Annotated in this window: 16 protein-coding genes and 2 pseudogenes; 10 read left to right on the forward strand and 8 right to left on the reverse strand. The window is 75.0% G+C overall.

The features are described from left to right. The first annotated feature begins 3 nt into the window (after window positions 1–3). The 6 genes and pseudogenes from iolB to ACSURM_RS23675 all read left to right on the forward strand — a co-directional run bounded on the left by iolB (window position 4) and on the right by ACSURM_RS23675 (window position 9,762). A pseudogene (iolB, locus tag ACSURM_RS23650) lies at window positions 4–821 on the forward strand (5-deoxy-glucuronate isomerase). Further along, window positions 818–2,698 carry a 3D-(3,5/4)-trihydroxycyclohexane-1,2-dione acylhydrolase (decyclizing) gene (iolD, locus tag ACSURM_RS23655; protein ID WP_436957727.1) on the forward strand — a complete coding sequence of 627 codons (1,881 nt, stop codon included), beginning with the start codon at window positions 818–820 and terminating at the stop codon, window positions 2,696–2,698. Before iolB ends, iolD begins: the two are co-directional and overlap by 4 nt. Window positions 2,699–2,714: 16 nt before the next feature. Next, complete coding sequence (mmsA, locus tag ACSURM_RS23660) at window positions 2,715–4,217, forward strand: CoA-acylating methylmalonate-semialdehyde dehydrogenase (protein ID WP_436957729.1); 1,503 nt, start codon at window positions 2,715–2,717, stop codon at window positions 4,215–4,217. Between the two features lie 423 nt (window positions 4,218–4,640). Then, window positions 4,641–6,116 carry an APC family permease gene (locus tag ACSURM_RS23665; RefSeq protein WP_436957730.1) on the forward strand — a complete coding sequence of 492 codons (1,476 nt, stop codon included), beginning with the start codon at window positions 4,641–4,643 and terminating at the stop codon, window positions 6,114–6,116. A gap of 143 nt (window positions 6,117–6,259) precedes the next feature. Then, a complete protein-coding gene (locus tag ACSURM_RS23670; protein ID WP_436957731.1) occupies window positions 6,260–8,911 on the forward strand; it encodes an alpha/beta fold hydrolase in 2,652 nt (883 codons plus the stop codon). Then, complete coding sequence (locus ACSURM_RS23675) at window positions 8,908–9,762, forward strand: ABC transporter permease (RefSeq protein ID WP_436957733.1); 855 nt, start codon at window positions 8,908–8,910, stop codon at window positions 9,760–9,762. The genes ACSURM_RS23670 and ACSURM_RS23675 overlap by 4 nt, the downstream gene beginning before the upstream one ends. Window positions 9,763–9,833: 71 nt before the next feature. Here ACSURM_RS23675 and ACSURM_RS23680 read toward each other — a convergent pair whose 3' ends face one another. Next, window positions 9,834–10,232, reverse strand: a complete 399-nt coding sequence (locus ACSURM_RS23680; RefSeq protein ID WP_189754056.1) for a rodlin — start codon at window positions 10,230–10,232, stop codon at window positions 9,834–9,836. 246 nt (window positions 10,233–10,478) lie between these two features. On the opposite strand from ACSURM_RS23680, the gene ACSURM_RS23685 reads away from it, so the two are divergent. From ACSURM_RS23685 to ACSURM_RS23695, 3 genes are all read left to right on the forward strand, one after another. Then, entirely contained in the window at window positions 10,479–10,871 is a 393-nt protein-coding gene (locus ACSURM_RS23685; RefSeq protein WP_436957736.1) for a rodlin, read from the forward strand. 187 nt (window positions 10,872–11,058) lie between these two features. Continuing rightward, a complete protein-coding gene (locus ACSURM_RS23690) occupies window positions 11,059–11,286 on the forward strand; it encodes a chaplin (protein ID WP_436957738.1) in 228 nt (75 codons plus the stop codon). 115 nt (window positions 11,287–11,401) lie between these two features. After that, window positions 11,402–12,190, forward strand: a complete 789-nt coding sequence (locus tag ACSURM_RS23695) for a chaplin family protein (protein ID WP_436957740.1) — start codon at window positions 11,402–11,404, stop codon at window positions 12,188–12,190. Window positions 12,191–12,534: 344 nt separating this feature from the next. Here the strand turns inward: ACSURM_RS23695 and ACSURM_RS23700 are convergent. Further along, a pseudogene (locus ACSURM_RS23700) lies at window positions 12,535–13,744 on the reverse strand (NAD(P)-binding domain-containing protein). 144 nt (window positions 13,745–13,888) lie between these two features. On the opposite strand from ACSURM_RS23700, the gene ACSURM_RS23705 reads away from it, so the two are divergent. After that, window positions 13,889–15,013 (forward strand): glycoside hydrolase family 26 protein, encoded by a 1,125-nt coding sequence (locus tag ACSURM_RS23705; protein WP_436957742.1) that lies wholly within the window; start codon window positions 13,889–13,891, stop codon window positions 15,011–15,013. 8 nt (window positions 15,014–15,021) lie between these two features. Here ACSURM_RS23705 and ACSURM_RS23710 read toward each other — a convergent pair whose 3' ends face one another. From ACSURM_RS23710 to ACSURM_RS23735, 6 genes are read right to left on the reverse strand one after another with little or no spacing between them, the layout of a single operon-like run. After that, the gene (locus ACSURM_RS23710) at window positions 15,022–16,146 is read right to left on the reverse strand and encodes a GNAT family N-acetyltransferase (RefSeq protein WP_436957744.1); all 1,125 of its coding nucleotides are present in this window, start codon (window positions 16,144–16,146) and stop codon (window positions 15,022–15,024) included. Then, complete coding sequence (locus tag ACSURM_RS23715) at window positions 16,143–16,799, reverse strand: lipopolysaccharide biosynthesis protein (RefSeq protein WP_436957745.1); 657 nt, start codon at window positions 16,797–16,799, stop codon at window positions 16,143–16,145. The genes ACSURM_RS23710 and ACSURM_RS23715 overlap by 4 nt, the downstream gene beginning before the upstream one ends. Beyond that, window positions 16,796–17,953, reverse strand: a complete 1,158-nt coding sequence (locus tag ACSURM_RS23720; RefSeq protein ID WP_436957747.1) for a glycosyltransferase — start codon at window positions 17,951–17,953, stop codon at window positions 16,796–16,798. The genes ACSURM_RS23715 and ACSURM_RS23720 overlap by 4 nt, the downstream gene beginning before the upstream one ends. Beyond that, window positions 17,950–18,696, reverse strand: coding sequence for a polysaccharide deacetylase family protein (locus ACSURM_RS23725; RefSeq protein ID WP_436957748.1), 747 nt, complete (start codon window positions 18,694–18,696; stop codon window positions 17,950–17,952). Before ACSURM_RS23725 ends, ACSURM_RS23720 begins: the two co-directional genes overlap by 4 nt. Continuing rightward, window positions 18,677–20,476, reverse strand: a complete 1,800-nt coding sequence (locus ACSURM_RS23730) for a lipid II flippase MurJ (RefSeq protein ID WP_436957749.1) — start codon at window positions 20,474–20,476, stop codon at window positions 18,677–18,679. Before ACSURM_RS23730 ends, ACSURM_RS23725 begins: the two co-directional genes overlap by 20 nt. Next, complete coding sequence (locus tag ACSURM_RS23735; protein ID WP_436957751.1) at window positions 20,473–21,849, reverse strand: O-antigen ligase family protein; 1,377 nt, start codon at window positions 21,847–21,849, stop codon at window positions 20,473–20,475. The genes ACSURM_RS23730 and ACSURM_RS23735 overlap by 4 nt, the downstream gene beginning before the upstream one ends. Window position 21,850 lies beyond the last annotated feature (1 nt).

Genomic DNA, 21,850 nt, shown 5'->3' on the forward strand with positions numbered 1-21,850 from the left:
CGCATGAGAGGCACCGAGTTGCATCTGCCCAGGGGCGCGACCGCGAACGCCCGGTACGCCGTCGACATCGGCCCCGCGACGGCCGGCTGGACGCACAGCAGCCTGCGGGTCCTGGAGCTGGCGCCCGGCGGCAGCCATGCCTTCACACCGGCGACAGCGAATGGATCGTGCTTCCGCTGGAAGGCGGATGTACCGTACAAACGGAGCAGGACGAGTACCAACTCCTGGGCCGGGACAGCGTGTTCGCGGACGTCACCGACTTCGCGTACGCCCCCCGGGACGCCCGGGTCCAGATCGCCTCCGGCGCGGGAGGCCGCTTCGCCCTGGCAGGAGCGAAGTGCGAGCGACGACTCCCCGCCCGCTACGGCCCCGCGCCGGAGGTCCCCGTCGAGGAGCGCGGCAGCGGCTCCTGCGCCCGCCGGGTGCGCAACTTCGCCGCCGCCGACGCCTTCGCGTGCGACCGGCTGATCGCCGTGGAGGTGGTCACCCCCGGCGGCAACTGGTCCTCGTACCCGCCGCACAAGCACGACGAGCACCGGCCGGGCGAGGAGTCGGAGCTGGAGGAGATCTACTACTTCGAGATCGACGGCCCGAACGGGCTCGGTTACCAGCGGGTGTCCCCCTCCCGCGAGGGCGGTGCGGACGTGCTGGCCGAGGTCCGCTCCGGCGACGCCGTCCTGGTCCCCGACGGCTGGCACGGCCCGTCCATCGCCCAGCCCGGGCACGACATGTACTACCTGAACGTCATGGCGGGCCCAGGGGACAGCCGGGAGTGGCTCATCCGCTTCCATCCCGACCACACCACCGGGGGGTACCGATGACGACGATCCGGCTCACCGTCGCCCAGGCACTGGTCCGCTTCCTGGCCGCCCAGTACACCGAACGGGACGGGACCCGGCGGCGGCTGATCGGCGCCATGTGGGGCATCTTCGGGCACGGCAACGTCGCCGGGATCGGCCAGGCGCTGGTCGAGTACGCGGACCTCATGCCGTACCACCAGGGCCGTAACGAGCAGGCGGTGGTGCACGCGGCCGTCGGCTACGCCCGCCAGTCGGGCCGGCTGTCCGCCCACGCGGTGACCACCTCCATCGGCCCCGGCGCGACCAACCTCGTCACCGGCGCCGCCCTCGCCACCGTCAACCACCTGCCGGTGCTGCTGCTGCCCGGCGACGTCTTCGCCGCCCGCCCCGCCGACCCGGTCCTGCAACAGCTGGAGGTGCCCTACGCGGGCGATGTGTCCGTCAACGACACCCTGCGCCCGGTGTCGAGGTACTTCGACCGGATCACCCGCCCGGAGGCCCTGATCCCGGCCGCCCTCCAGGCCATGCGGGTGCTCACCGACCCGGTGGACACCGGCGCGGTCACCCTCGCCCTGCCCCAGGACGTGCAGGCGGAGGGCTACGACTGGCCGGAGCGGTTCTTCGCCGAGCGGGTGTGGACCGTACGGCGGCCCGGCGCGGACGCGGCCGAGCTGACCGAGGCGGTCCGGGCGGTCCGCGCGGCACGCCGGCCGCTGGTCATCGCCGGCGGCGGGGTCCACCACAGCCGCGCCGAGACCGCCCTCGCCGAGTTCGCCGGGGCCACCGGCATCCCGGTCGCCTCCACCCAGGCCGGCAAGGGATCGCTGCGGTACGACCACCCGCAGGACGTCGGCGGGATCGGGCACACCGGTACCGCGACCGCCGACGACCTGGCCCGCGCCGCGGACCTGGTGATCGGCGTCGGCACCCGTTACACCGACTTCACCACCGCCTCCGGCACCCTCTTCGAGAACCCCGCCGTCCGCTTCCTCAACCTCAACATCGCCCCCTTCGACGGCCACAAGCTCGCCGGGCTCCCGCTGGTCGCGGACGCCCGCAGCGCCCTGGGCGAACTGACCGAGGCGCTCGGGATGCACGGCCACCGGGTGCCCGGGGAGTACGTCGCCGAGTACACCGCGGCCAAGGAGCGCTGGGAGCGGACCGTAGACGCCTGCTTCGCCGCTCCCGACCCCGCCGCCCGCCCGACCCAGCCGCAGGTCCTCGGGGCGCTGGACGCGCTGGTGGACGAGTCGGACATCCTCGTCAACGCGGCCGGCTCGCTCCCCGGCGACCTGCACAAACTGTGGCGGGCACGGTCGGCGGACCAGTACCACCTGGAGTACGGCTACTCCTGCATGGGCTACGAGATCCCGGCCGCGCTCGGGGTGAAGCTCGCCGCGCCGGAGCGGAACGTGTGGGCGCTGGTCGGCGACGGCACGTACCTGATGCTGCCGACGGAGATCGTGACGGCCGTGCAGGAAGGCGTGGCGATCAAGCTCGTCCTGCTGCAGAACCACGGCTACGCCTCCATCGGCGGGCTGTCCGAGGCGGTGGGCGCCGAGCGGTTCGGCACCGCCTACCGCTACCCGGCCGGGGACGGCACCCACACCGGCGCCCCGCTGCCCGTGGACCTCGCGGCCAACGCGGCCAGCCTGGGCATGCGGGTGCTGCGCGCGGGGACCGTGGGGGAGCTGCGGGCGGCGCTCGGCGAGGCACGCGCCGCCGACGTCCCCACATGTGTCTACGTGGAGACCGAAACGTCCGACACTGTGTCGGGCGCGCCGCCCGCCCAGGCCTGGTGGGATGTTCCCGTGGCCGCGACCGCGACCCGCCCGTCCGCGGTCAAGGCCCGCGAGCTGTACGAACGGCACGTCTCCACCCGACGCCGCCATCTGTGAGAAGGAGTCCCCGGACATGACGAAGATCGTCAACCACTGGATCGGCGGCAAGACCGTCGAAGGCGCGTCGGGTGCCTACGGGCCGGTCACCGACCCGGCGACCGGCGCGGTGACGACGAAGGTCGCGTTCGCGTCGGCCGAGGAGGTGGACGCGGCGGTCGCGTCGGCCAAGGACGCCTTCGCCTCCTGGGGCCAGTCCTCGCTGGCCCAGCGCACCTCCATCCTGTTCCGGTTCCGGGCGCTGCTGGACGCCCACCGCGACGAGATCGCCGACCTGATCACCGCCGAGCACGGCAAGGTGCACTCCGACGCGCTCGGCGAGGTCGCGCGCGGCCTGGAGATCGTGGACCTGGCCTGCGGGATCAACGTCCAGCTCAAGGGCGAGCTGTCCACGCAGGTCGCCAGCCGGGTCGACGTGGCCGCGATCCGCCAGCCGCTCGGCGTCGTCGCGGGCATCACGCCGTTCAACTTCCCGGCGATGGTCCCGATGTGGATGTTCCCGATCGCCATCGCCTGCGGCAACACCTTCGTGCTCAAGCCCAGCGAGAAGGACCCGTCCGCGGCCGTGCGGATCGCCGAGCTGCTGTCCGAGGCCGGTCTGCCCGACGGTGTCTTCAACGTCGTCCACGGCGACAAGGTGGCCGTCGACCGCCTCCTGGAGCACCCGGACGTCAAGGCCGTCTCCTTCGTCGGCTCCACCCCGATCGCCCGGCACATCCACGCCACCGCCTCCGCGAACGGCAAGCGGGTGCAGGCCCTCGGCGGCGCCAAGAACCACATGCTGGTGCTGCCGGACGCCGACCTGGACGCGGCGGCCGACGCGGCGGTGAGCGCGGCCTACGGCTCGGCCGGCGAGCGCTGCATGGCCATCTCGGCGGTCGTGGCGGTCGGCGCCATCGGCGACACGCTGGTGGAGAAGATCCGCGAGCGCGCCGAGAAGATCAAGATCGGCCCCGGCAACGACCCGGCGTCCGAGATGGGCCCGCTGATCACCAGGGCGCACCGGGACAAGGTGGCCTCCTACGTCGAGGGCGCCGCCGCCGAGGGCTGCGAGGTCGTGCTCGACGGCACCGGGCACACGGTGGACGGCTTCGAGGACGGCCACTGGATCGGCATCTCGCTGCTGGACCGGGTGCCGACCACCGCCAAGGCGTACCAGGACGAGATCTTCGGCCCGGTGCTGTGCGTGCTGCGCGCCGAGACCTACGAGGAGGGCGTGGCGCTCATCAACGCCTCGCCGTTCGGCAACGGCACCGCGATCTTCACCCGGGACGGCGGCGCGGCCCGGCGCTTCCAGCTGGAGGTCGAGGCGGGCATGGTCGGCGTGAACGTGCCGATCCCGGTCCCGGTGGGCTACCACTCCTTCGGCGGCTGGAAGGACTCGCTCTTCGGCGACCACCACATCTACGGCAACGACGGCACGCACTTCTACACCCGCGGCAAGGTCGTCACCACGCGCTGGCCCGACCCGGCCGACGCCCCGGCGGGCGTGGACCTGGGCTTCCCGCGCAACCACTGAGCCGGGCCGGTGCCCCGTCCTCCGCGCGGCGGCGGGCGGGGCACCGGTGTGTCCGCGCACCCCCCGGCCGGGCCGTCCGGATAGCGGACGCCCGACATTTTTTTGCCACGTCCGCTGCGGTTCCCGTGCAGTGCGGACGAAACGGGTGACGAAGGGGTTGCCGCGACAGCGCCTTTGAAAGCAAGGTCACAACCGGTCCCGGCTTGATGGATGCACCTATAGGGCGTAACGGCCTGGGAAAGCGATGCCGCCCACGGGAAACCGGAGCTACGGATTCCGCAGGTAAACGGCCATTGACGTGGGGGTTTTCGTCAGGGTTCTATGCAGCGCCGGGAGTGGACGAGACCGAACATTCGACGATCCGCCGGAGGCGATAGCGCTCCCGAGCCCACCCTCACTCGCACCAGTCGATCGGAACCGCCCATGACCGACACCCACCAGAAGACCGTGGCCGACGCCGGCACAGCCCCCGCCCCCGGGCTGAAGCGCTCCATCGGTGTCGTGGGCGGCACCCTGCTGACGCTGTCCTGCGTCACACCCGCCTCCACGCTCTTCGTCGTGGTCCCCGACCTGTTCGGCTCCCTCGGCACCGCCACCGCCCTGACCATCGCCATCGGTTCCCTGCTCTGCATCGCCGTGGCGTTCTGCTACTCGGAGCTGGGCACGCTCATCCCGAGCGCGGGCGGCGAGTACGCCATGGTGTCCACGATGGCCGGGCGGCTCGCGGGCTGGCTCGTCTTCGTGCTCTCCCTGCTGGTCGTCATGATCGTGCCGCCGGTGATCGCGATGGGCACGGCGGACTACCTCGCCCCGATCGTCCACCTCGACCCGTCCATGACCGGCGCCGGCGTGATGCTGCTCGCCACCCTGGCCGGCCTGCTCGACCTGCGTGCCAACGCCTGGATCACCGGCGTCTTCCTGGTCCTGGAGGTCATCGCCGCCGGAGTCGTCGCCGTGCTCGGCTTCTCGCACAGCCAGCGCGGGATGGACAGCCTGGTCTCCATGCGGGTGGCCGGCGAGAACGGCCACGCGGACACCGTGACGGCCATGCTGGTGATCTCCGGCCTCGCCATCGCCCTGTTCATCACCCAGGGTTTCTCCACCGCCGTCTACCTCTCCGAGGAACTGGAGAACCCGCGCCGCAACGTCGCCCGCACGGTCCTCGCCACCCTCGCCATCTCCACCGTGGTCATCCTGGTGCCGGTCGCCGCCATCACCCTCGGCGCCTCCGACCTCTCCGAGCTGACCGGCGGCGACATCGGCTCCATGGTCACCGCCTGGTCCAACTCCGCGGTCGGCACCTTCGTCAGCCTCTGCGTGGCCCTCGCCATCATCAACGCGGGCATCGTCATGGTCATCCAGAACTCCCGCGTGCTGTTCGCCTCCGCCCGCGACAAGGCCTGGCCCGGCCCGGTCAACGCGGTCTTCTCCCGGCTCGGCCGGTTCGGCTCCCCGTGGGTGGCCACCCTCGCGGTCGGCGTCCCCGGCGCGGTGCTCTGCTTCGTCAACCTCGACACCCTCTACGGCGTCACCGGCGTCTCGGTCACCGGCATGTACCTGCTGGTCGCGGTCGCCGCGCTGCTCGCCCGCCGCGGCTCGCACAAGCACACGCCCGCCTGGCGGATGCCGCTGTGGCCCGCGGTGCCGGTCCTGCTCATCGCCGTCCTGGCCTACATCCTGACCCAGCAGGAGGCGAGCTACCTGCTGTGGACCGGCGGCATCACCGCCGTCGCCACCCTGTACTGGGCCCTGTACCTGCGGCCCCGCCGCGACACCCGCTGGCTGGTGACCCTCCCCGAGGACGCCCGGATCACCGACCCGGCGGACACCCTGGCGACCATCCCGGCCCAGGCCGGCCCGGCGGAACCCGCCCCGGTCGCCGGCGAGGCGCGGGCCTGAACGCCCGAGCGGCCCGCCACCGCCCACCGCGCCCGTGTACCACGGGCGCGGTACACGGCCCCGCCCCCGTACGCCCCGGGGAGGGCCCGCCCCTCCGCCCCACGGCAGCAGCGCTCGCCGGTGCGGCCCCGTACCGTTGACCCATGGATCTTCGACCTCGCGCGCCCCGGACGCCCCGGCGGCGGGCCCGTCGGCTCCTCGCCGCCGTCGCCGCCGCCCTGGTGCTCGCCGGTGCCGGGACGTGGACGGCGGCCGTCGCCTCCGACGACCCCCGTGCCGTGCGCCGCAGCGACCACGTCCTCACGGTCGACGGGGCACGCCTGGACACCTCCTACGTCACCCCGGCCGGCTCCGGCCGCCACCCCGCCCTGCTGCTCGCGCACGGCTTCGGCGGCAGCAAGGACGACATGCGCCGGCAGGCCGAGGAGCTGGCCCGCTCCGGGTACGCGGTCCTCACCTGGTCCGCGCGCGGCTTCGGCCGCTCCACCGGCAAGATCGGGCTGAACGACCCCGACGCCGAGGTCGCCGACGTCTCCCGGCTCCTGGACTGGCTGGCCGAGCGGCCCGAGGTACGGCTCGACCGGGCCGGCGACCCGCGCGTGGGCGTGGCCGGCGGCTCCTACGGCGGCGCGATCGCCCTGCTCGCCGCCGGACACGACCGCCGGATCGACGCCATCGCCCCGGCCATCACCTACTGGAACCTCGCCGACGCCCTGCTCCCGCACGGCGTGTTCAAGAAGCTGTGGGCCGGCGTGTTCGTCAACACCGGCGGCGGCTGCGCCAGGTTCCAGCCCGAACTGTGCCGGATGTACGAGCGGGTCGCCGCCTCCGGCACCCCCGACCCGGCCGCCCGCGCGCTGCTGACGCGGCGCTCGCCGTCCGCCGTCGGCGACCGGATCAAGGTGCCCACCCTGCTGATACAGGGGCAGACGGACTCCCTGTTCCCCCTCGACCAGGCCGACGCCGCCGCCCGGGCCATCCGCGCGAACGGCGCCCCCGTCGCCGTCGACTGGATCGCCGGCGGACACGACGGCGGCGACATGGAGACCACCCGGACCGAGGCACGCACGCGTGCCTGGTTCGACCGGTACCTGAAGGGCGACCAGGACGCCGACACCGGCCCGGCCTTCCGCATCACCCGCACCGGAGGCGTCGACTCCACCGACGGCACGGCCCGGCTGCGCGGCGCGAGCGCCGACGGCTACCCCGGCCTGCGCGGCCACCCGCGCGCCATCGCCCTCACCGGCCCCGCCCAGCACGTCGCCAACCCGGCCGGCGCCACCCCGCCCGGCGTCTCCGCGCTGCCCGGCCTCGGCGCGTCCGGCGGCCTGGCCCGGCTGTCCGCGCTCGGCGTCGGCCTCTCCGTGGACTTCCCCGGCCAGTACGCGCGCTTCGACTCGGCACCGCTCACCCGCGACCTGCGGATCACCGGCACCCCGACGGCCACCGTGCACATCACCTCCACCCGCGACGACGCCGTCCTCTTCGGCAAGGTCTACGACGTCGGCCCCGACGGCGGCAGCCCCGTACTCCCCGCCCAGCTCGTCACCCCGTTCCGGGTGACCGGCGCGAAGGCGGGCAAGGACGTCACCGTCACCCTCCCGGCGATCGACCACGAGGTGCGCAAGGGCCACCGGCTCCGCCTGGTCCTCGCCTCCACCGACCTCGGCTACGCCTCACCGGCCGCCCCGGCCACCTACACCGTCTCCCTGAAGTCGGACCTGAGCGTGCCGACGGCCCCCCAGGTCACCACTGCCGCCGCGCCCCTGCCCGCCTGGGTGTGGTGGCTGCCCGCGGCCGGCGCCGCGGCCGCCCTCGCCCTGCTGCTCACCGCCCGCCGCCGCACGGCCGCCCCCGCCCCCGACCCGGACCTGGCCGAGGTCCCCCTCGTCATCGAGGGCCTGAGCAAGCGCTACGCCAAGTCCACCGACCGGTACGCCGTCCGGGACCTGTCCTTCCGGGTGGACAAGGGCCAGGTCCTCGGACTGCTCGGGCCCAACGGCGCGGGCAAGACCACCACCCTGCGCATGCTCATGGGCCTCATCCGCCCCGACGACGGCGAGATCCGCGTCTTCGGGCACGCCGTCCGGCCCGGCGCGTCGGTGCTCTCCCGGGTCGGCGCCTTCGTGGAGGGCGCCGGTTTCCTGCCCCACCTGTCCGGCCGGGAGAACCTGGAGCTGTACTGGCGGGCCACCGGCCGCCCACCCGAGGACGCCCACCTGGACGAGGCCCTGGAGATCGCGGGGCTCGGCGACGCCCTGGCCCGCGCGGTGCGCACCTACTCCCAGGGCATGCGCCAGCGCCTGGCCATCGCCCAGGCCATGCTCGGCCTGCCCGACCTGCTCATCCTGGACGAGCCCACCAACGGCCTGGACCCGCCCCAGATCCGCGAGATGCGCGAGGTGATGATCCGCTACGCGGCCGGCGGCCGCACGGTGATCGTCTCCAGCCATCTGCTCGCCGAGGTCGAGCAGACCTGCACCCACCTGGTCGTGATGGACCGCGGCCGGCTGGTGCGGGCCGGCGAGGTCCGGGACATCGTCGGCTCCGGCGACACCCTGCTGGTCGGCACCGCCCGGCCCGTGGAGGAGCCGATGGCGGAGAAGGTGGCCGCGCTGCCCGGCGTCGCCTCCGCCGTGCGCACCGACGACGGGCTGCTGGTCCGGCTCGCCCCCGGCGGCACCGCCGAACGGCTGGTCGCCGAACTGGTGCGGCTGGAGCTGCCGGTCGCCTCCATCGGCCCGCACCGCCGCCTCGAAGACGCCTTCCTCACCCTGATCGGAGGTTCCGCATGAGCACCCTCACCGAGGTCGCCTCCGGCTATCAGGCGGGGCGCACCCTGCCGCTGCGGGTCGAGCTGGTCCGCCAGCTGGGGCGGCGCCGCACCCTGGTCATGGGCGCGCTCCTGGCCGTGCTGCCGTTCGTGCTGCTGATCGCCTTCGCGGTCGGCGGCGACCCGGGCGGCCGCGGCGACCGGATCACGCTGATGGACACGGCCACCGCCTCCGGCGCCAACTTCGCCGCCGTCAGCCTCTTCGTGTCGGCCGGCTTCCTGCTGGTCATCCCGGTCGCCCTGTTCTGCGGGGACACGGTCGCCTCCGAGGCGAGCTGGTCCTCGCTGCGCTATCTGCTCGCCGCGCCCGTGCCCCGCGCCCGGCTGCTGTGGTCCAAGCTCGTCGTGGCGCTCGGGCTGTCCCTCGCCGCGATGGTGCTGCTGCCGCTCGTGGCGCTCGCCGCCGGCACGGCCGCCTACGGCTGGGGCCCGCTCCGGATCCCCACCGGCGGCGCCCTGGACACCGGCACGGCGGTCCAGCGGCTCCTGGTGGCCGTCGCGTACCTCTTCGTGTCCCAGCTGGTCACCGCCGGGCTGGCGTTCTGGCTGTCCACGATGACGGACGCCCCGCTGGGCGCGGTCGGCGGCGCGGTCGGCCTGACCATCGTCGGCAACGTCCTGGACGCCGTCACCGCCCTCGGCCACTGGCGCGACTTCCTGCCCGCGCACTGGCAGTTCGCCTGGGCGGACGCCGTCCAGCCGACCCCCGAGTGGTCCGGCATGATCCAGGGCGCCGCGCTGTCCGTGACGTACGCCCTGGTGCTGTTCGCCCTGGCCTTCCGCAACTTCTCCCGCAAGGACGTCGTCTCCTAGCCGACGCCCCCGACACGCCGGAGCGGGCCACCGGGAACCCTCGGTGGCCCGCTCCTGGCCGTTGCGCCGGATCAGCTGCCGGACTCGCCGTTCAGGGACAGGATCGACACGTCCTCCAGCAGGTGCGCCAGCGCGCCGTCGCGCTTGACGTTCGAGGAGTTCTCGGTGCACTGCTGCGTCATGTCGTCCGAGAGGATCGGCAGGTCGTTGATCGGCACGATGTTGAGAACCGGGACGCTGATGTCGTTCAGACCGATGCAGGGCTTGTTGAAGGAGCCCTGGATCAGGGCGATCTGCGGGCTCATGTTCCCGTACGTGGCCGAGTTGCCGTAGCTCTGCCAGGCGCCGTTGCCGTTGGCGGCGCTCGGGCCGCTGTCGTTGCCGATCGCCAGCGCCTGCGGTGCCACGGCGGCCGAGGCGCCCACGGCCGAGGCGGCGACGGCCGCGGTGGCAACAATCTTCTTGATCACTGGCCAGTCCTTTCTGAGAAAACCCCGTCCACCGGAGCGCATTGGTCAACTCCCTCGCCGCCGCATGGTTTCTGCCGTTCACCCCGTCGGCCGATAACCCGGGCTGCTGGTGCGTTTTTCCGATGGACGGCTGCCGTCACCTCCCGAACGGCGGGGAGCCAACCGAGTGAATAGGCGGAACCATTCCCGTCGTGCCGGGTTGATGAGGCCGTAGGGCATGCGTCGCTACGAGGAAAGGAACGCGAAGTGCTCAAGAAGGCAATGGTCGCCGCCGCGACCGCCGCTTCGGTCGTGGGAATGGCGGTGGCGGCCGCGCCGCAGGCGCTTGCCATCGGCAACGACGACGGCCCGACCGTCGCGAATGGCAACGGCGCCCGTGCGGACTGGGGTAACTCGGCCACCGAGGGCGATCTGAGCCCGCAGCTGTCGCTGGTCCAGGGCTCGCTGAACAAGCCGTGCCTCGCCCTGGAGGACATCCAGATCCCGATCCTCAACATCGTTCCGATCAACGATGTTCCGATCCTGTCGGACGATCTGGACCAGCAGTGCAGCGACCAGTCGTCGAACATCAAGCGCGACGGTGCGCTCTCGCACATCCTGGAGGACCTGGCGGTCCTCTCGGCCAACGGCGAAGGCTGAGCCGGACCGGCAGGGCCCGGGTTGTCCGCGGCGTCGTCTGCGGGCCGCCCGGGCCTTTTTCCGCCTATCTCACCCGAGGAAAGAACGCACGAGGAAGCGGTGCGATCGAGTGATTATCGCGCTCTTCGTGTTCCGCTGCCTCCTCTTGCGTCAATTCCTCGTCCTGACCCCAGAGAAGGGAACATTCATGAAGAAGACCGTCGTCGCCGTCACGGGCGCAGTGCTGGCCCTGGGTATGGCCGGGCCCGCTTTCGCGGACGCCGGGGCCTCCGGCGCCGCCGTGGGCAGCCCGGGTGTCATCTCCGGCAACGTCATCCAGGTCCCGGTGCACGTGCCGATCAACCTCTGCGGCAACACCATCAACATCATCGCGCTGCTGAACCCGGCGTTCGGCAACACCTGCGTCAACGGCTGACGTTCGCCCGCGCGATTCACCAGCTTCCCCGGCTGTGTACTGGCCGGCCCCGGACCGACGACTCGCCGCTCCGGGGCCGGCCTTTCCCACTTCTCCGAGCAGGAAGACCACGAGATTGCGACAGACACTCAGCAAGGGCATGGCCGTGGCCGCCGCCGCGACGGGCGTGCTGTCCTGGTACGGCGGCACAGCGCTCGCCGACAGCCACGCGCACGGCACCACGCAGGGCTCTCCCGGCGTGCTGTCCGGGAACAACGTCCAGGTCCCGGTGAACGTCCCGGTCAACATCTGCGGCAACTCCGTCGACGCGGCAGCCGCGTTGAACCCGGCGTTCGCCAACTCCTGCGCCAACGTGGGACACACCCCGCGGCCACAGGAGAGCCCCCGGCACCCCGACGGGTACGGCGACTCCGACGACTCCGGCCACAGTCCTCGTCCGACCCCCGAAGACACCCACACCACACCGCCGTACGGCAACGACAAGCCGGCTCCGTCCCCGCACGGCGGGGACGAGACGACGCCACCTCCGTACGGCGGCGGAGAGACAACCTCCCCTCCGTACGGCGGTGAGGAGACGACCTCGCCTCCTTACGGCGGTGAGGAGACGACCTCGCCTCCCTACGGTGGTGACGAGACCACGTCGCCTCCCTACGGTGGTGACGAGACGACCCCGCCCCCCTACGGCGGCGAGGAGACCACCCCGCCGCGCGACGATCAGGGCACGCCCCCGGAACCCGGCCGCACCACACCTCCCGTGGTCCCGGAGCGGCCCGGGCAGCCGCCCGTGCTCGCGCAGACCGGCGGGAACACCCGGACCATGACGGCGGCCGCGGGCACCGGTGCCGTGCTGATCGGAGCCGGGACCATCCTGTACCGCCGCGGCCGGTCCGCCTGCCGTCGCTAGGCCCTGTCGTCGAACTCCCGCCTGCCTCGCGACGCCATGCACGCTCCCCCGAGCTCTTCGAGCAGGGGGTGGCCCCACTCGCCGCACCGGGCCCAGACCCAAGTACGCCCAGTACGAGGGTCAGGGCCCGGCACTCCCCCAGCCTCCGGCCGGGGGGACCCCCAGAGCACGCACCTGACGCCGCCAGGCCCGCCCTCCGGGCGGACGGCGGGAGTTCGACGACAGGACCTGGCGCACCGGGTGCCGGACCGAGCGCCCGGCACCCCGCGCCGCCCACCGCGCCGCCCACCGTGCTCCCGTGCCGCGAGGCTCTCGTGGCGCAGGATCTCCGGTACGAGGCTCCCTCAGCGGGGCCAGCCCGCCGGGCCCGTGCGCAGGCGCCGTCGTACGCCGCGTACCAGCGTGGCCGCCGTGAAGGGCGCGCCGTGCAGGAACCGCGCCGCCGGGCCGAAGCACGCGGCCGTGACCGGACCGGCCAGGAACAGGCCCGGGTACGACGACTCGAACTCCGGCCCCGCCTCCGGCACCCCGCCGCCCCCCGTCGCCAGCAGCGCGCGCAGCTCCGGGGCGAGCGGCCGCAGCCGGCCGAGCGCGGGCCGGAAGCCGGTCGCCGCGATGACGTGTCCCGTCTCCAGCACCGCGGACCCGTTCCGCCGGACCGCCGTCTCCAGGCGCAGTCCGCCCGGCACCTCCCGGGCGCCCGCCACCTCCCGCCCATACAGCACCTCCACCCGGTGCTCCACCCGCTCGCGCACCCACCAGGAACCGGCCGGGACGAGCGCCCGCGCGGCGATCCCGGACCGGATCCGCTCCGGCAGCCGCCGGTACAGCCCGGGCCGCTCCGCGTACCACCGGCTCCGCCCGCCGGGGCCGCCCTGCGGGGGGCCGGGCCGAGCGCCACCGGGGACGCTCCCGGTGCGGCGGCGCCTTCTCCCAGCGCAGCCGGTCGGCGCGGACCAGCAGCCGCACCCGGGTGCCCTGTTCGGCGAGGAGCGCGGCCGTCTCCAGGGCGCCCTGGCCGCCGCCGAGCACGGTGACGTCCCGGTCGCGGAACCCGTCGAGCCGGGCGTGCCGGCTGCTGTGGCTGACCAGGGCCGGGGGCAGTCCGCGCAGGGCGGCGGGCAGCTCGGCGAACGGCAGCAGGCCCACGGCCAGCGCGACCGTCCTGGCGGTGAACGCCTCCCCGTCCTCGGTGACGGCCTCGAAGCCGCCGGCGCGCGGCGCCACCCGGGTCACGGTCCGCTCGTCGGTCCCGGGTACGGCGTTGCGGGCGAACCACATGCCGTACTCGGTGAACACCTCCAGCGGGACCGGCCCGGCGTCCCCGGCGGTCAGGCCGCGGAAGGCGCGGAAGACGTCGAGCCGCCAGCGGCCTTCCGGGTCGGACAGATCGGACGCCCACGGCGGTGACGTCAGCAGCATGCCGCGGGGCATGTGGTCGCGCCAGAACGCCATGGGCCGCCCGAAGACGCGGACGCGCAGTCCGGCCGCCGCGGCGTGCGCCGCGATGGACAGGCCGTACGGTCCGGCGCCCACCACCAGCAGGTCGTACATCGGCGATGTGCTCGCTTTCGGTCGCGTTGGCCCGTGCGGGGGGATCCGGGACCGGACGCGGCGACCGCACTGGCGTTTTTCGTACAGATATGACTGAGTGTCAGGGGTGGAGGACACGTGGTGACACGCGGAGAGGAACGGCGGATGGCCTCACAGCGGCGCGGGGGGCCGGCCGTGCGCGCGGCCTCGGTCATCGCCTCGTTCACCGCGATCGCCGCCCTGGTCCTGGCGGCGGCCCGGCCCGGGTCCGCCGTGGACGGCCCGGCGCCTTCCGGGTCCGCGCGGACGGCCGCGGCCTTCGGGGCGTTCCTCGACTCGGGACCGGACGGGGTCGCGCGGATGACCGGGCTGAGCCACTGGCTCGGCGGGGCGGAGCTGAAGGTCGCCCACACCTATCTGCCCGGCGGCCTGTGGGAGGACATCGAGGGCCCGCCCGGCTTCCTGGAGCCCTGGGCCGGCTGGCGGCGCGAGCGGGCCGACCGGACCCTCGTCCTCAACGTGCCGATGCAGGAACGCAACGAGGAGGGCGTCCCCGACGAGGAGGTGCGCGGACTGCTGCGGCAGGGCGCGGACGGCGCGTTCGACGGGCACTTCCGGACCCTGGCCGAGCGGCTGGTGGCGCTGGGGGCGCCGGACACGGTACTCGTCCTGGGCTGGGAGATGAACGGCATCACCTACACCCATCGCTGCGCACCGGACCCCGCGGCCTGGAAGGCGTACTGGAACAGGATCGTGGCCACCATGCGCGCGGTGCCGGGCCAGCGGTTCCGGTTCGACTTCGCGCCGAGCCGCGGCCGGGACGCCGTGCCCTGGACCGAGTGCTACCCCGGGGACGACACGGTCGACATCCTCGGCATGGACTCCTACGACCAGCCGGCCGGGGTGACCTTCGCCGAGCAGGTGAGCGAGCCCTACGGCCTCCAGTGGCACGCGGACTTCGCCGCGGCCCACGGCAAGCCCGTGTCGTACCCGGAATGGGGCCTGTTCCGCAACGGCGACAACGCCGAGTACATGCGGAGCATGCTCGCCTGGATCGGCGAACACCGGCCGGTGTACCACACGCTGACCGACTACTGCCCGCACGGCGTGTGGCAGTGCCCGGCCAACCCGCGCTCCTCGCACGTCTACCGGAGCGCCCTGTACGGCGGCACCGGGCAGCCCGCCCCGCTCCCGCCCGCCTGCACCCCGCTGGACCTCGGCGACTGGACCGCGTACTGGTTCGGCCGCCGGCCGTGCCTGCCCTTCGGAAGGTGGCCCGGGGTCCGCTAGCCGGGGGCTCAGTCCTGGCCGCGTGTCCGCCACCGGTGCCGCACCTCCCTGCCGCGCTGCCGGGCCCCCGCCCCGCACAGCGCGGCCGTCAGCAGCGGGGCGGTGGGCCGGCGGGCCATCAGCAGCCGCTGGTTGACGACCCGTTCGGGCCGCCAGTGGTGCTTGTACGGCTCGTCGCCGCGCAGCAGGCTCAGCGTGCCGCGCCCGCCGCCCGTCAGCTCGGCACAGGCGTCCAGCAGTATCACCGCCACGTCCGCCCGGCGCTCCCGGAGGCCCGGGTGGGCGCCGTAGAGGTAGCCGCCGGCCATGCCGCCCGAGAGCAGGGTCAGGTCCACGGCGACCACCTCGTCGGCGATCCGGAACTCGGTGACCACCGCGTTGCCCGAGCGCACCATCGGGCCCACCGCGCGCAGCAGATGCGCCCGGAACCGGGGCCGCAGATGCTCGCTCGTGACGCCCCGGCCCTGCCACTGCAACCGGTGCAGCTCCAGCAGCCGGACCAGCGCCGTCTCCACCTCCTGCGGGCCCACCGTCCGCCGCCGCACGCCCAGCGCGGCCAGCCGGCGCAGCTTGGCCCGGGCCCGCTGGCCGGACTTGCCCGACGGCAGACGGGCGATCAGCCCGTCCATGGGCAGCGCGGGCAGCTCCAGGCACGGCGAGTCGGGGACCGCGCGGCGCGGCCCGCGCCAGTGGTCGTAGACCCGCTCCACCGCCCCGCCCGGACGCACCTCGCGGAAGTCGACCAGCGCGGTGCGGGCCGCGTCCGCGAGCGCCGCGGTGAGCGCGCCCGCCACCCGGCCGTCGTCGGCGTCGTCCAGCAGCACGTCCGCGTAGTCGGAGATGCCCGTGCCCAGCGGCAGCAGCGCGGGCAGCGGCCGGCGGACCAGGGTCAGCGGCGCGGCGGCCACCAGGTCACGGCCGGCCCGTACCAGCAGCAGCCGCAGCCGTCCGGGGCGGCCGTACGACAGCCACCACGAGTGCAGCCAGGCGTGGCTCTGGAACGGGGTCGCGGCGGCGCACCGCTCGAACAGCCGTCCCCAGGCCGGGGCCAGCCCGGCGAACACGTCCGCGTCGGTGACGAGCTCGGCGGTGAGGCGGACGCCCCGGGCGCGCGCCGTGACGGTGGCGGTCACCGCCGGCCGCGCGCGCCGTCGACGACGGCCGGTCCGGGCACCGGGGCCGGGCGCGGGGCCTCCGCCTCGGGCGCTCGGCGCGGCCGGACCAGCAGCGCCAGCCCGCCGAGCAGCCCGCCCCCGGCCGCCCCGACCAGCCCGGTCACCCCGGCGGACGCCGAGGACGGCTCGGTGGGCCGTACCGCGCGGGTGAACGGGACCAGGGTCACCCGGGTGCCGGCCCGGGCGGCGTCGGCGCGCCGGGTCAGCGCCCCGGCGACCGCGTTGGCCATGGCGGCGGCCTCGGCCGGGCGGGGCGAGGTGGCGGAGACGGCGACCATCGGCGCGTCCGGCGAGGTCGCGGTGCGCACCCCGGCGCGCAGCGCGGACACCGGCACCCCGGCGGCCGCCCGGGCGTCGGCGAGCACGGCGGGCTGGGTGGCGATACGGCCGTAGGCCTGCGCGAAGCCCAGCGCGCCGGTGGCGTCGGAGCGCTCGCCGGGCACGGCGACCAGATAGCTGGTGGCCGTGTACTCGGCGGGCCGCAGCACGCCGTACCCGCCGCCCAGCAGCCCGCCCGCCAGGACCCCGGCCGCCACCAGCGACCAGGGCGGGAGCGCGCGGGGCGGGGCGAGACGGGAGCCGCGGTGGCGCCGGGTGTGGTTCTCGGTCATGACAGGACGGCTTTCTGCGGGGGTCCGGGGGTCGGGGCCGGGTGGGCGAGCGCCGCCGCGTAGACGTTCAGCAGCCGGGCGGCGCTGCGGGTGACGCAGTAGTGGCGGGCCGCCCCGGCGGGGACGCGCGGACCGGGCCCGGCGGCGCGCACCCCGGCGAGCGCGCGGGCGTACGCGCCGGGATCGCACGGGACCCGTACCGCCTCCGGGGCGGCCTCGGGCGGCAGGTCCTCCAGGGCCGGGCAGGAGGTGTAGCGCACCGGCAGCCCGGCCGCGAGCGCCTCCACCACCGCCAGCCCGAACGCCTCCTCGGGGGAGGGGGCGGCCAGCACGTCCATCGCCGAGGCCAGCGCGGGCAGCCCGGGCCCCGGCGAGCCGTCGGGCAGGTACGGCCGCTCCCCGGCGAAGACCACCCGGTCCGCGACGCCGGCCCGGTGCGCGGCCCGCCGCAGCGCGCCCTCCTGCGGGCCGCCGCCGACCAGCAGCAGCCGGCAGTCGGCGGGCAGCCCGGCCAGGGCGTGCACCAGGACGTCGAAGCGTTTGCCGGGGACGAGCCGGCCGATGCCGCCGATCACGAACGCGCCCTCCTCCACGCCCAGTTCGGCCCGGGCGCGGCGGCGGGCCGCCGGGTCGAAGGCGAACCGGGCGAGGTCGATACCGTTGGGCACGACCGTGATGCGCGGCTCGGGCACGCCCCAGCGGGCCAGCCGGGCGGCGACCGCCGGGGAGACCGCGACGGTGGTCCGGCCCAGCCGCTCGCCCAGCAGATACAGCGCGCGGACCCCCGCCGTGAGCGGCCGGCCCTCCGTCTGGGTCTCCCCGAGCGAGTGCTCGGTGGCGACGACGGCGCGCACCCCGGCCAGCCGGGCGGCGATCCGCCCGTACAGGCAGGCCCGGTACAGGTGGGTGTGCACCACGTCGTACCGGCCGCGCCGGATCAGCCCGGTGAGCCGAGGCAGCGCGCTCAGGTCGCGGTTGCCGGTCATGCCGAGGTGGGTCACCCGCACCCCGTCGGCCGCGAGCCCGTCGGCCACCGGCCCGGGATCGGTCAGCGTCACCACGTCGCACTCGACGGGCAGATGCCGCAGCAGCAGCCGCAGTTGCTGCTCGGCGCCGCCCACCTTCAGCCCGGTGATGATGTGCAGGACCCTCACCGGAGTCCCTCCACCGGCCGTCGGCGCCACCGGTGCAGCCGGCGTTTCAGGAACAGGCGTACGGCGGTGTCGTCCTGCCCGACGTGCACCCGGGGCAGGGCGTGCCGGCCGGTCAGCTCCCCGGGGTCGATGGCGCACGCGTAGGCGTACCCGGCCTCCCGCACGGCCGCCACCGTACGCCGGTCGACCGTGCCGTACGGGTAGCAGAACCCGCCCACCGGGGTGCCCGTCAACTCCTCCAGCGCGGCCCGGCTCTCGACCGTCTCGGCCTTCAGCCGCATGTCATCGGCCCGGGTGAGATCGACGTGGGTGAGGCCGTGCGAGCCGATCTCGACGCCCTCGGCGGCGGCCCGCCGGATGCCGTCGGCGGTCAGCAGCGGCCTGCGCGGGCCCAGCGGATCCCAGGCGTTGTCGCCGCCGAGCCGGCCGGGCAGCACGAACAGGGTGGCCGTGCACCGCCAACGGGCCAGCAGCGGCAGGGCGTTCGCCAGGAAGTCGGCGTACCCGTCGTCGAAGGTGAGGCCCACCAGATCCCTCCCCTCGCCCCGGTCCCGGGCGGCCAGCAGCTCGGCCACCGACACCCCGCGCAGCCCGTGCCGGACCAGCCAGCGCAACTGCCGCTCCAGGCGGCCGGGGGAGACGGTGACGCGGTACGGGTCGTCGGAGCAGTCGCCGACCGAGTGGTACATGGCGATCCACGGGGCCGGGCCGGGCGCCGGGGTCTCAGCGGGTGGTGAGGGCATGGGCGAGCCTTTGCGGGAGGGAGCGGACGGGACGGAGGGCGGGGGCCAGGGCGCGGACGCCCGGGGCGCCGCCGAGCAGCAGGAAGACGACGGTCACCGTGGCCGCGCCGGCGGCGAACCCGGCCGGAGCGCCCGACGGCACCCCCGCTGCCAGGGCGCCCGCCGCGGTGGCCCCGCCGGCCGCCCCCAGGGGACGGGCCAGCCCGCGCAGCACGGCCCCGGCCCGCAGCGGCACCCCGCGACGGGCGGTGCCCGCGAGCAGCAGCGCGGCGGTCAGGGTGATCCCGGCGGCGTTGGCGGCGGCGATCCCGACGGCGCCCCGGGAACCGGCCGTGCACGCGCCGATCCCCCAGGTCGCGGCGATCCCCGCGGCCATCGCGGCCACCGGGTACCAGGTGGCGCGGCCCGCCGAGAAGTACGAGCGGACCAGGACCCCGGTCAGGGTCTGGGCGAGCAGCCCGAGCGCGTAGACGCGCATGACACCGGCGGTCGCCGCGGTGTCCCCGGCGGTGAACGCGCCCCGCTGGAACAGCAGCCCGATCAGCTGCGGGGCGCAGGCCACGACGGCGGCCGTGCCGAGCAGCACCAGGCGGGCGGCCACCGCCACGTCCCCCTCGACCCGGCCCCGGGCCCGCTCGGTGTCGCCGTCGGCCAGCGCCCGCGCCACCACCGGGAAGGTGACCGTGGACAGCATCATGGACAGCGTCATCGGGATCTGCGCGACCTTCTGCGCGTAGTTCAGGTGGGAGATGGCCCCGGCGGGCAGCCCGGAGGCCAGGAACCGCTCGATGAGCACCTGCGACTGCCGGCACAGCGCGAACAGCAGCACGGCGGCCAGCAGCGGCACGTCCAGCGGGGGCACCGGGGCGGCGGGCCGGGGCTCCGTGCGACCGCCCCTGCCGCGCCGCAACTCGGCGATCAGCGCCGGAAGTTGTATCGCCACCATCAGGCAGCCGCCCGCCGCGACCCCGAAAGCGGCCGACCGTACGCCCCACCGGCCGCCGAACGCGTACATCGCCGTGATGATCGCGACGTTGTGGACGATGTAGATGGCGGCCGGCGCCAGGAACCGGCGATGCGCCCGCAGTGCCGCGCTGCAGTACCCGGCGAGGCCGAAGCTCAGCACACAACTCGCCGTCAGCCGGGTGCAGTCCACGGCCAGCTCCGGGTCGGGCAGGCCCGGCGCGAGCACCGCGACGAACCAGGGCGCGGCCAGCGCGAGCAGCACGCCGGCCGTCGCGAACGCGGGCATGAGGCGGGGCAGGGTGCCGGCCACCAGCGACCGCACCGGGTCCCCGGCGGCGCCCCGCGCCCGGCGGGCCAGGGCCGCGCTGAACGCCGGGATCAGCGCGAAGGCCAGCCCGTCCTCGATGAGCAGCGTGGCCGCGAACTCCGGCACGGTCCAGGCGACCAGAAAGGCGTCCGTGTCCCGCCCGGCCCCGAACAACCGCGCCAGCGCCTGGTCCCGCACCAGCCCGAGCACCGCCGCCGCGACGGACAGACAGGCGGTGAGGAGCGCGGCCCGCGCCAGGAGACGGGAGGTGGGAGCCGGGGCTTCCGGTGGACGGCCCCCGGGGCGGCGGAGCGGGCGGGGAGCGGGGGGCGCGGTTGCCACGGCGGTCGGGGTGGTGGCGGCCTCCGGTCTCGAATCCGTGGGTGCGGCTGTCACGGCGGACCGGCCGGTGGCGGGCTCCGGTGCCGGAGTCGTGGGTGCGGCGGCCACGGTGGACGTGCCGGTGTCGGGCTGTGGTCCCTCGGGGCCGTCGGCCGTAGCGCTCATCGCGGGGCCGCCTCTCCCCGTACCGGCCGACGCGCGGGGGCCGGCGGGCCGGGGCGGCCGGCGGCCGGGAGGGCCCACCACGCGGCCAGGCCGAGGGACACCGCCGTCAGCACGGTCGACGGGCCGCCGATGTCGGCGTACGCGAAGTCCACGAGCTGCCAGACCAGCAGCCCGCAGGCGACCAGCGCGCAGTCCAGGCCCCGGCCGCCGGCCGCGCGGCACCGGTACAGGCCGCGCAGGGCGCACACCAGCACGGCCAGCCAGCCGCCCGCCAGGCACAGCAGCCCGGTCAGCCCCTGCTCGCCGAGGACCAGCAGGTACATGTTGTGCGGGGACAGCAGCGGCTGCCGGCGGAAGGCGGCGCCCGCGCCCTCCGTGTCGCTGCCCGAGGACAGCGCGAGCGAGGCGTGCGCGTCGCGGTACTCGGGGAACGCCTTCAGCCCCACGCCGGTCAGCGGCCGGTCCCGCCACATGCCGAGGGCCGCCGCCCACATCGCGTACCGGTCGGTGACCGACTGGTCCGGCGCGTCGGCGACCCGCGTGATGCTGTCGATCCGCTCCCGGAGCATCGTCGTACCCACCCCCAGGCCGCCCACCAGCACCACCCCCGCCGCCAGCACGGCCGCCGCGACCCGTACCGCCCGGCGCGCCCCCGCCAGCAGCAGCTGGACGGCGAGGGTGACGGCGGTGGCGATCCAGGCGCCCCGGCTGAAGGACAGGGCGAGCGGCACCGGCAGGAGGAGCGCGCAGGCGAGGGCCACGGCCCGCTCCCGGGGCCGGCCACGACCCAGCGCCAGCCCCACCGCGCACACCAGCCCGAAGGACACCACCGTGGCCATGCCCATCACGTCCGCCACCCCGAAGGTGCCGACCGCCCGGACGTCCCGGCCCTGGTAGGAGGCCCCGGTCCGGGTGACGTACTGATGCGTGCCCACCGCCCCCTGCCAGAGCGCGAGGCCCACGAACGACCAGGCGAGCAGCCGGAAGTCGGCCCGGTCGCGGAGCAGGAGCACGACGGCGGCCGGGACCAGGACGAAGACCTGGAGGTAGCGGCCCAGGCCGGTGATCCCGGCGTCGGCCGGGACCGCGTGCAGCGCGGCCGGCACCAGCCCGAGCACCGGCAGGCCGAGGATCACCGCGGCGGCCGGGGTCAGCGGGCGGCGGCGCGCCCGCAGCAGCCGTACGACGCAGGCGACGACGACCAGCGCGGAGAGCGCGTCGGCGGGACCCGCGCCGGCGTCCGCGCCGGGCGCGACCGGCAGCGCGAGCAGCGCCACCACGGCCACCACCGGCAGCACGGGCGGCAACCGGCGCAGCCGGGTGAGGCGGCCGGGCGGCGGGGCGAGACGGCCGGGCAACGGGGCGAGGGCCATC

Origin of the sequence: Streptomyces sp. SudanB182_2057, assembly GCF_964272715.1 — a bacterium.
GTDB classification, from domain to species: Bacteria; Actinomycetota; Actinomycetes; order Streptomycetales; family Streptomycetaceae; genus Streptomyces; species Streptomyces rubradiris.

Excerpts from the sequence above, each read along its gene's own strand:
- ACSURM_RS23675 (WP_436957733.1), top strand. The coding sequence starts at position 8,908 with ATGAGCACCCTCACCGAGGTCGCCTCCGGCTATCAGGCGGGGCGCACC.
- ACSURM_RS23665 (WP_436957730.1), top strand. The coding sequence starts at position 4,641 with ATGACCGACACCCACCAGAAGACCGTGGCCGACGCCGGCACAGCCCCC.
- ACSURM_RS23730 (WP_436957749.1), bottom strand. The coding sequence starts at position 20,476 with ATGAGCGCTACGGCCGACGGCCCCGAGGGACCACAGCCCGACACCGGC.
- ACSURM_RS23705 (WP_436957742.1), top strand. The coding sequence starts at position 13,889 with ATGGCCTCACAGCGGCGCGGGGGGCCGGCCGTGCGCGCGGCCTCGGTC.
- iolD (WP_436957727.1), top strand. The coding sequence starts at position 818 with ATGACGACGATCCGGCTCACCGTCGCCCAGGCACTGGTCCGCTTCCTG.
- mmsA (WP_436957729.1), top strand. The coding sequence starts at position 2,715 with ATGACGAAGATCGTCAACCACTGGATCGGCGGCAAGACCGTCGAAGGC.
- ACSURM_RS23690 (WP_436957738.1), top strand. The coding sequence starts at position 11,059 with ATGAAGAAGACCGTCGTCGCCGTCACGGGCGCAGTGCTGGCCCTGGGT.
- ACSURM_RS23670 (WP_436957731.1), top strand. The coding sequence starts at position 6,260 with ATGGATCTTCGACCTCGCGCGCCCCGGACGCCCCGGCGGCGGGCCCGT.
- ACSURM_RS23735 (WP_436957751.1), bottom strand. The coding sequence starts at position 21,849 with ATGGCCCTCGCCCCGTTGCCCGGCCGTCTCGCCCCGCCGCCCGGCCGC.
- ACSURM_RS23715 (WP_436957745.1), bottom strand. The coding sequence starts at position 16,799 with ATGACCGAGAACCACACCCGGCGCCACCGCGGCTCCCGTCTCGCCCCG.
- ACSURM_RS23725 (WP_436957748.1), bottom strand. The coding sequence starts at position 18,696 with ATGCCCTCACCACCCGCTGAGACCCCGGCGCCCGGCCCGGCCCCGTGG.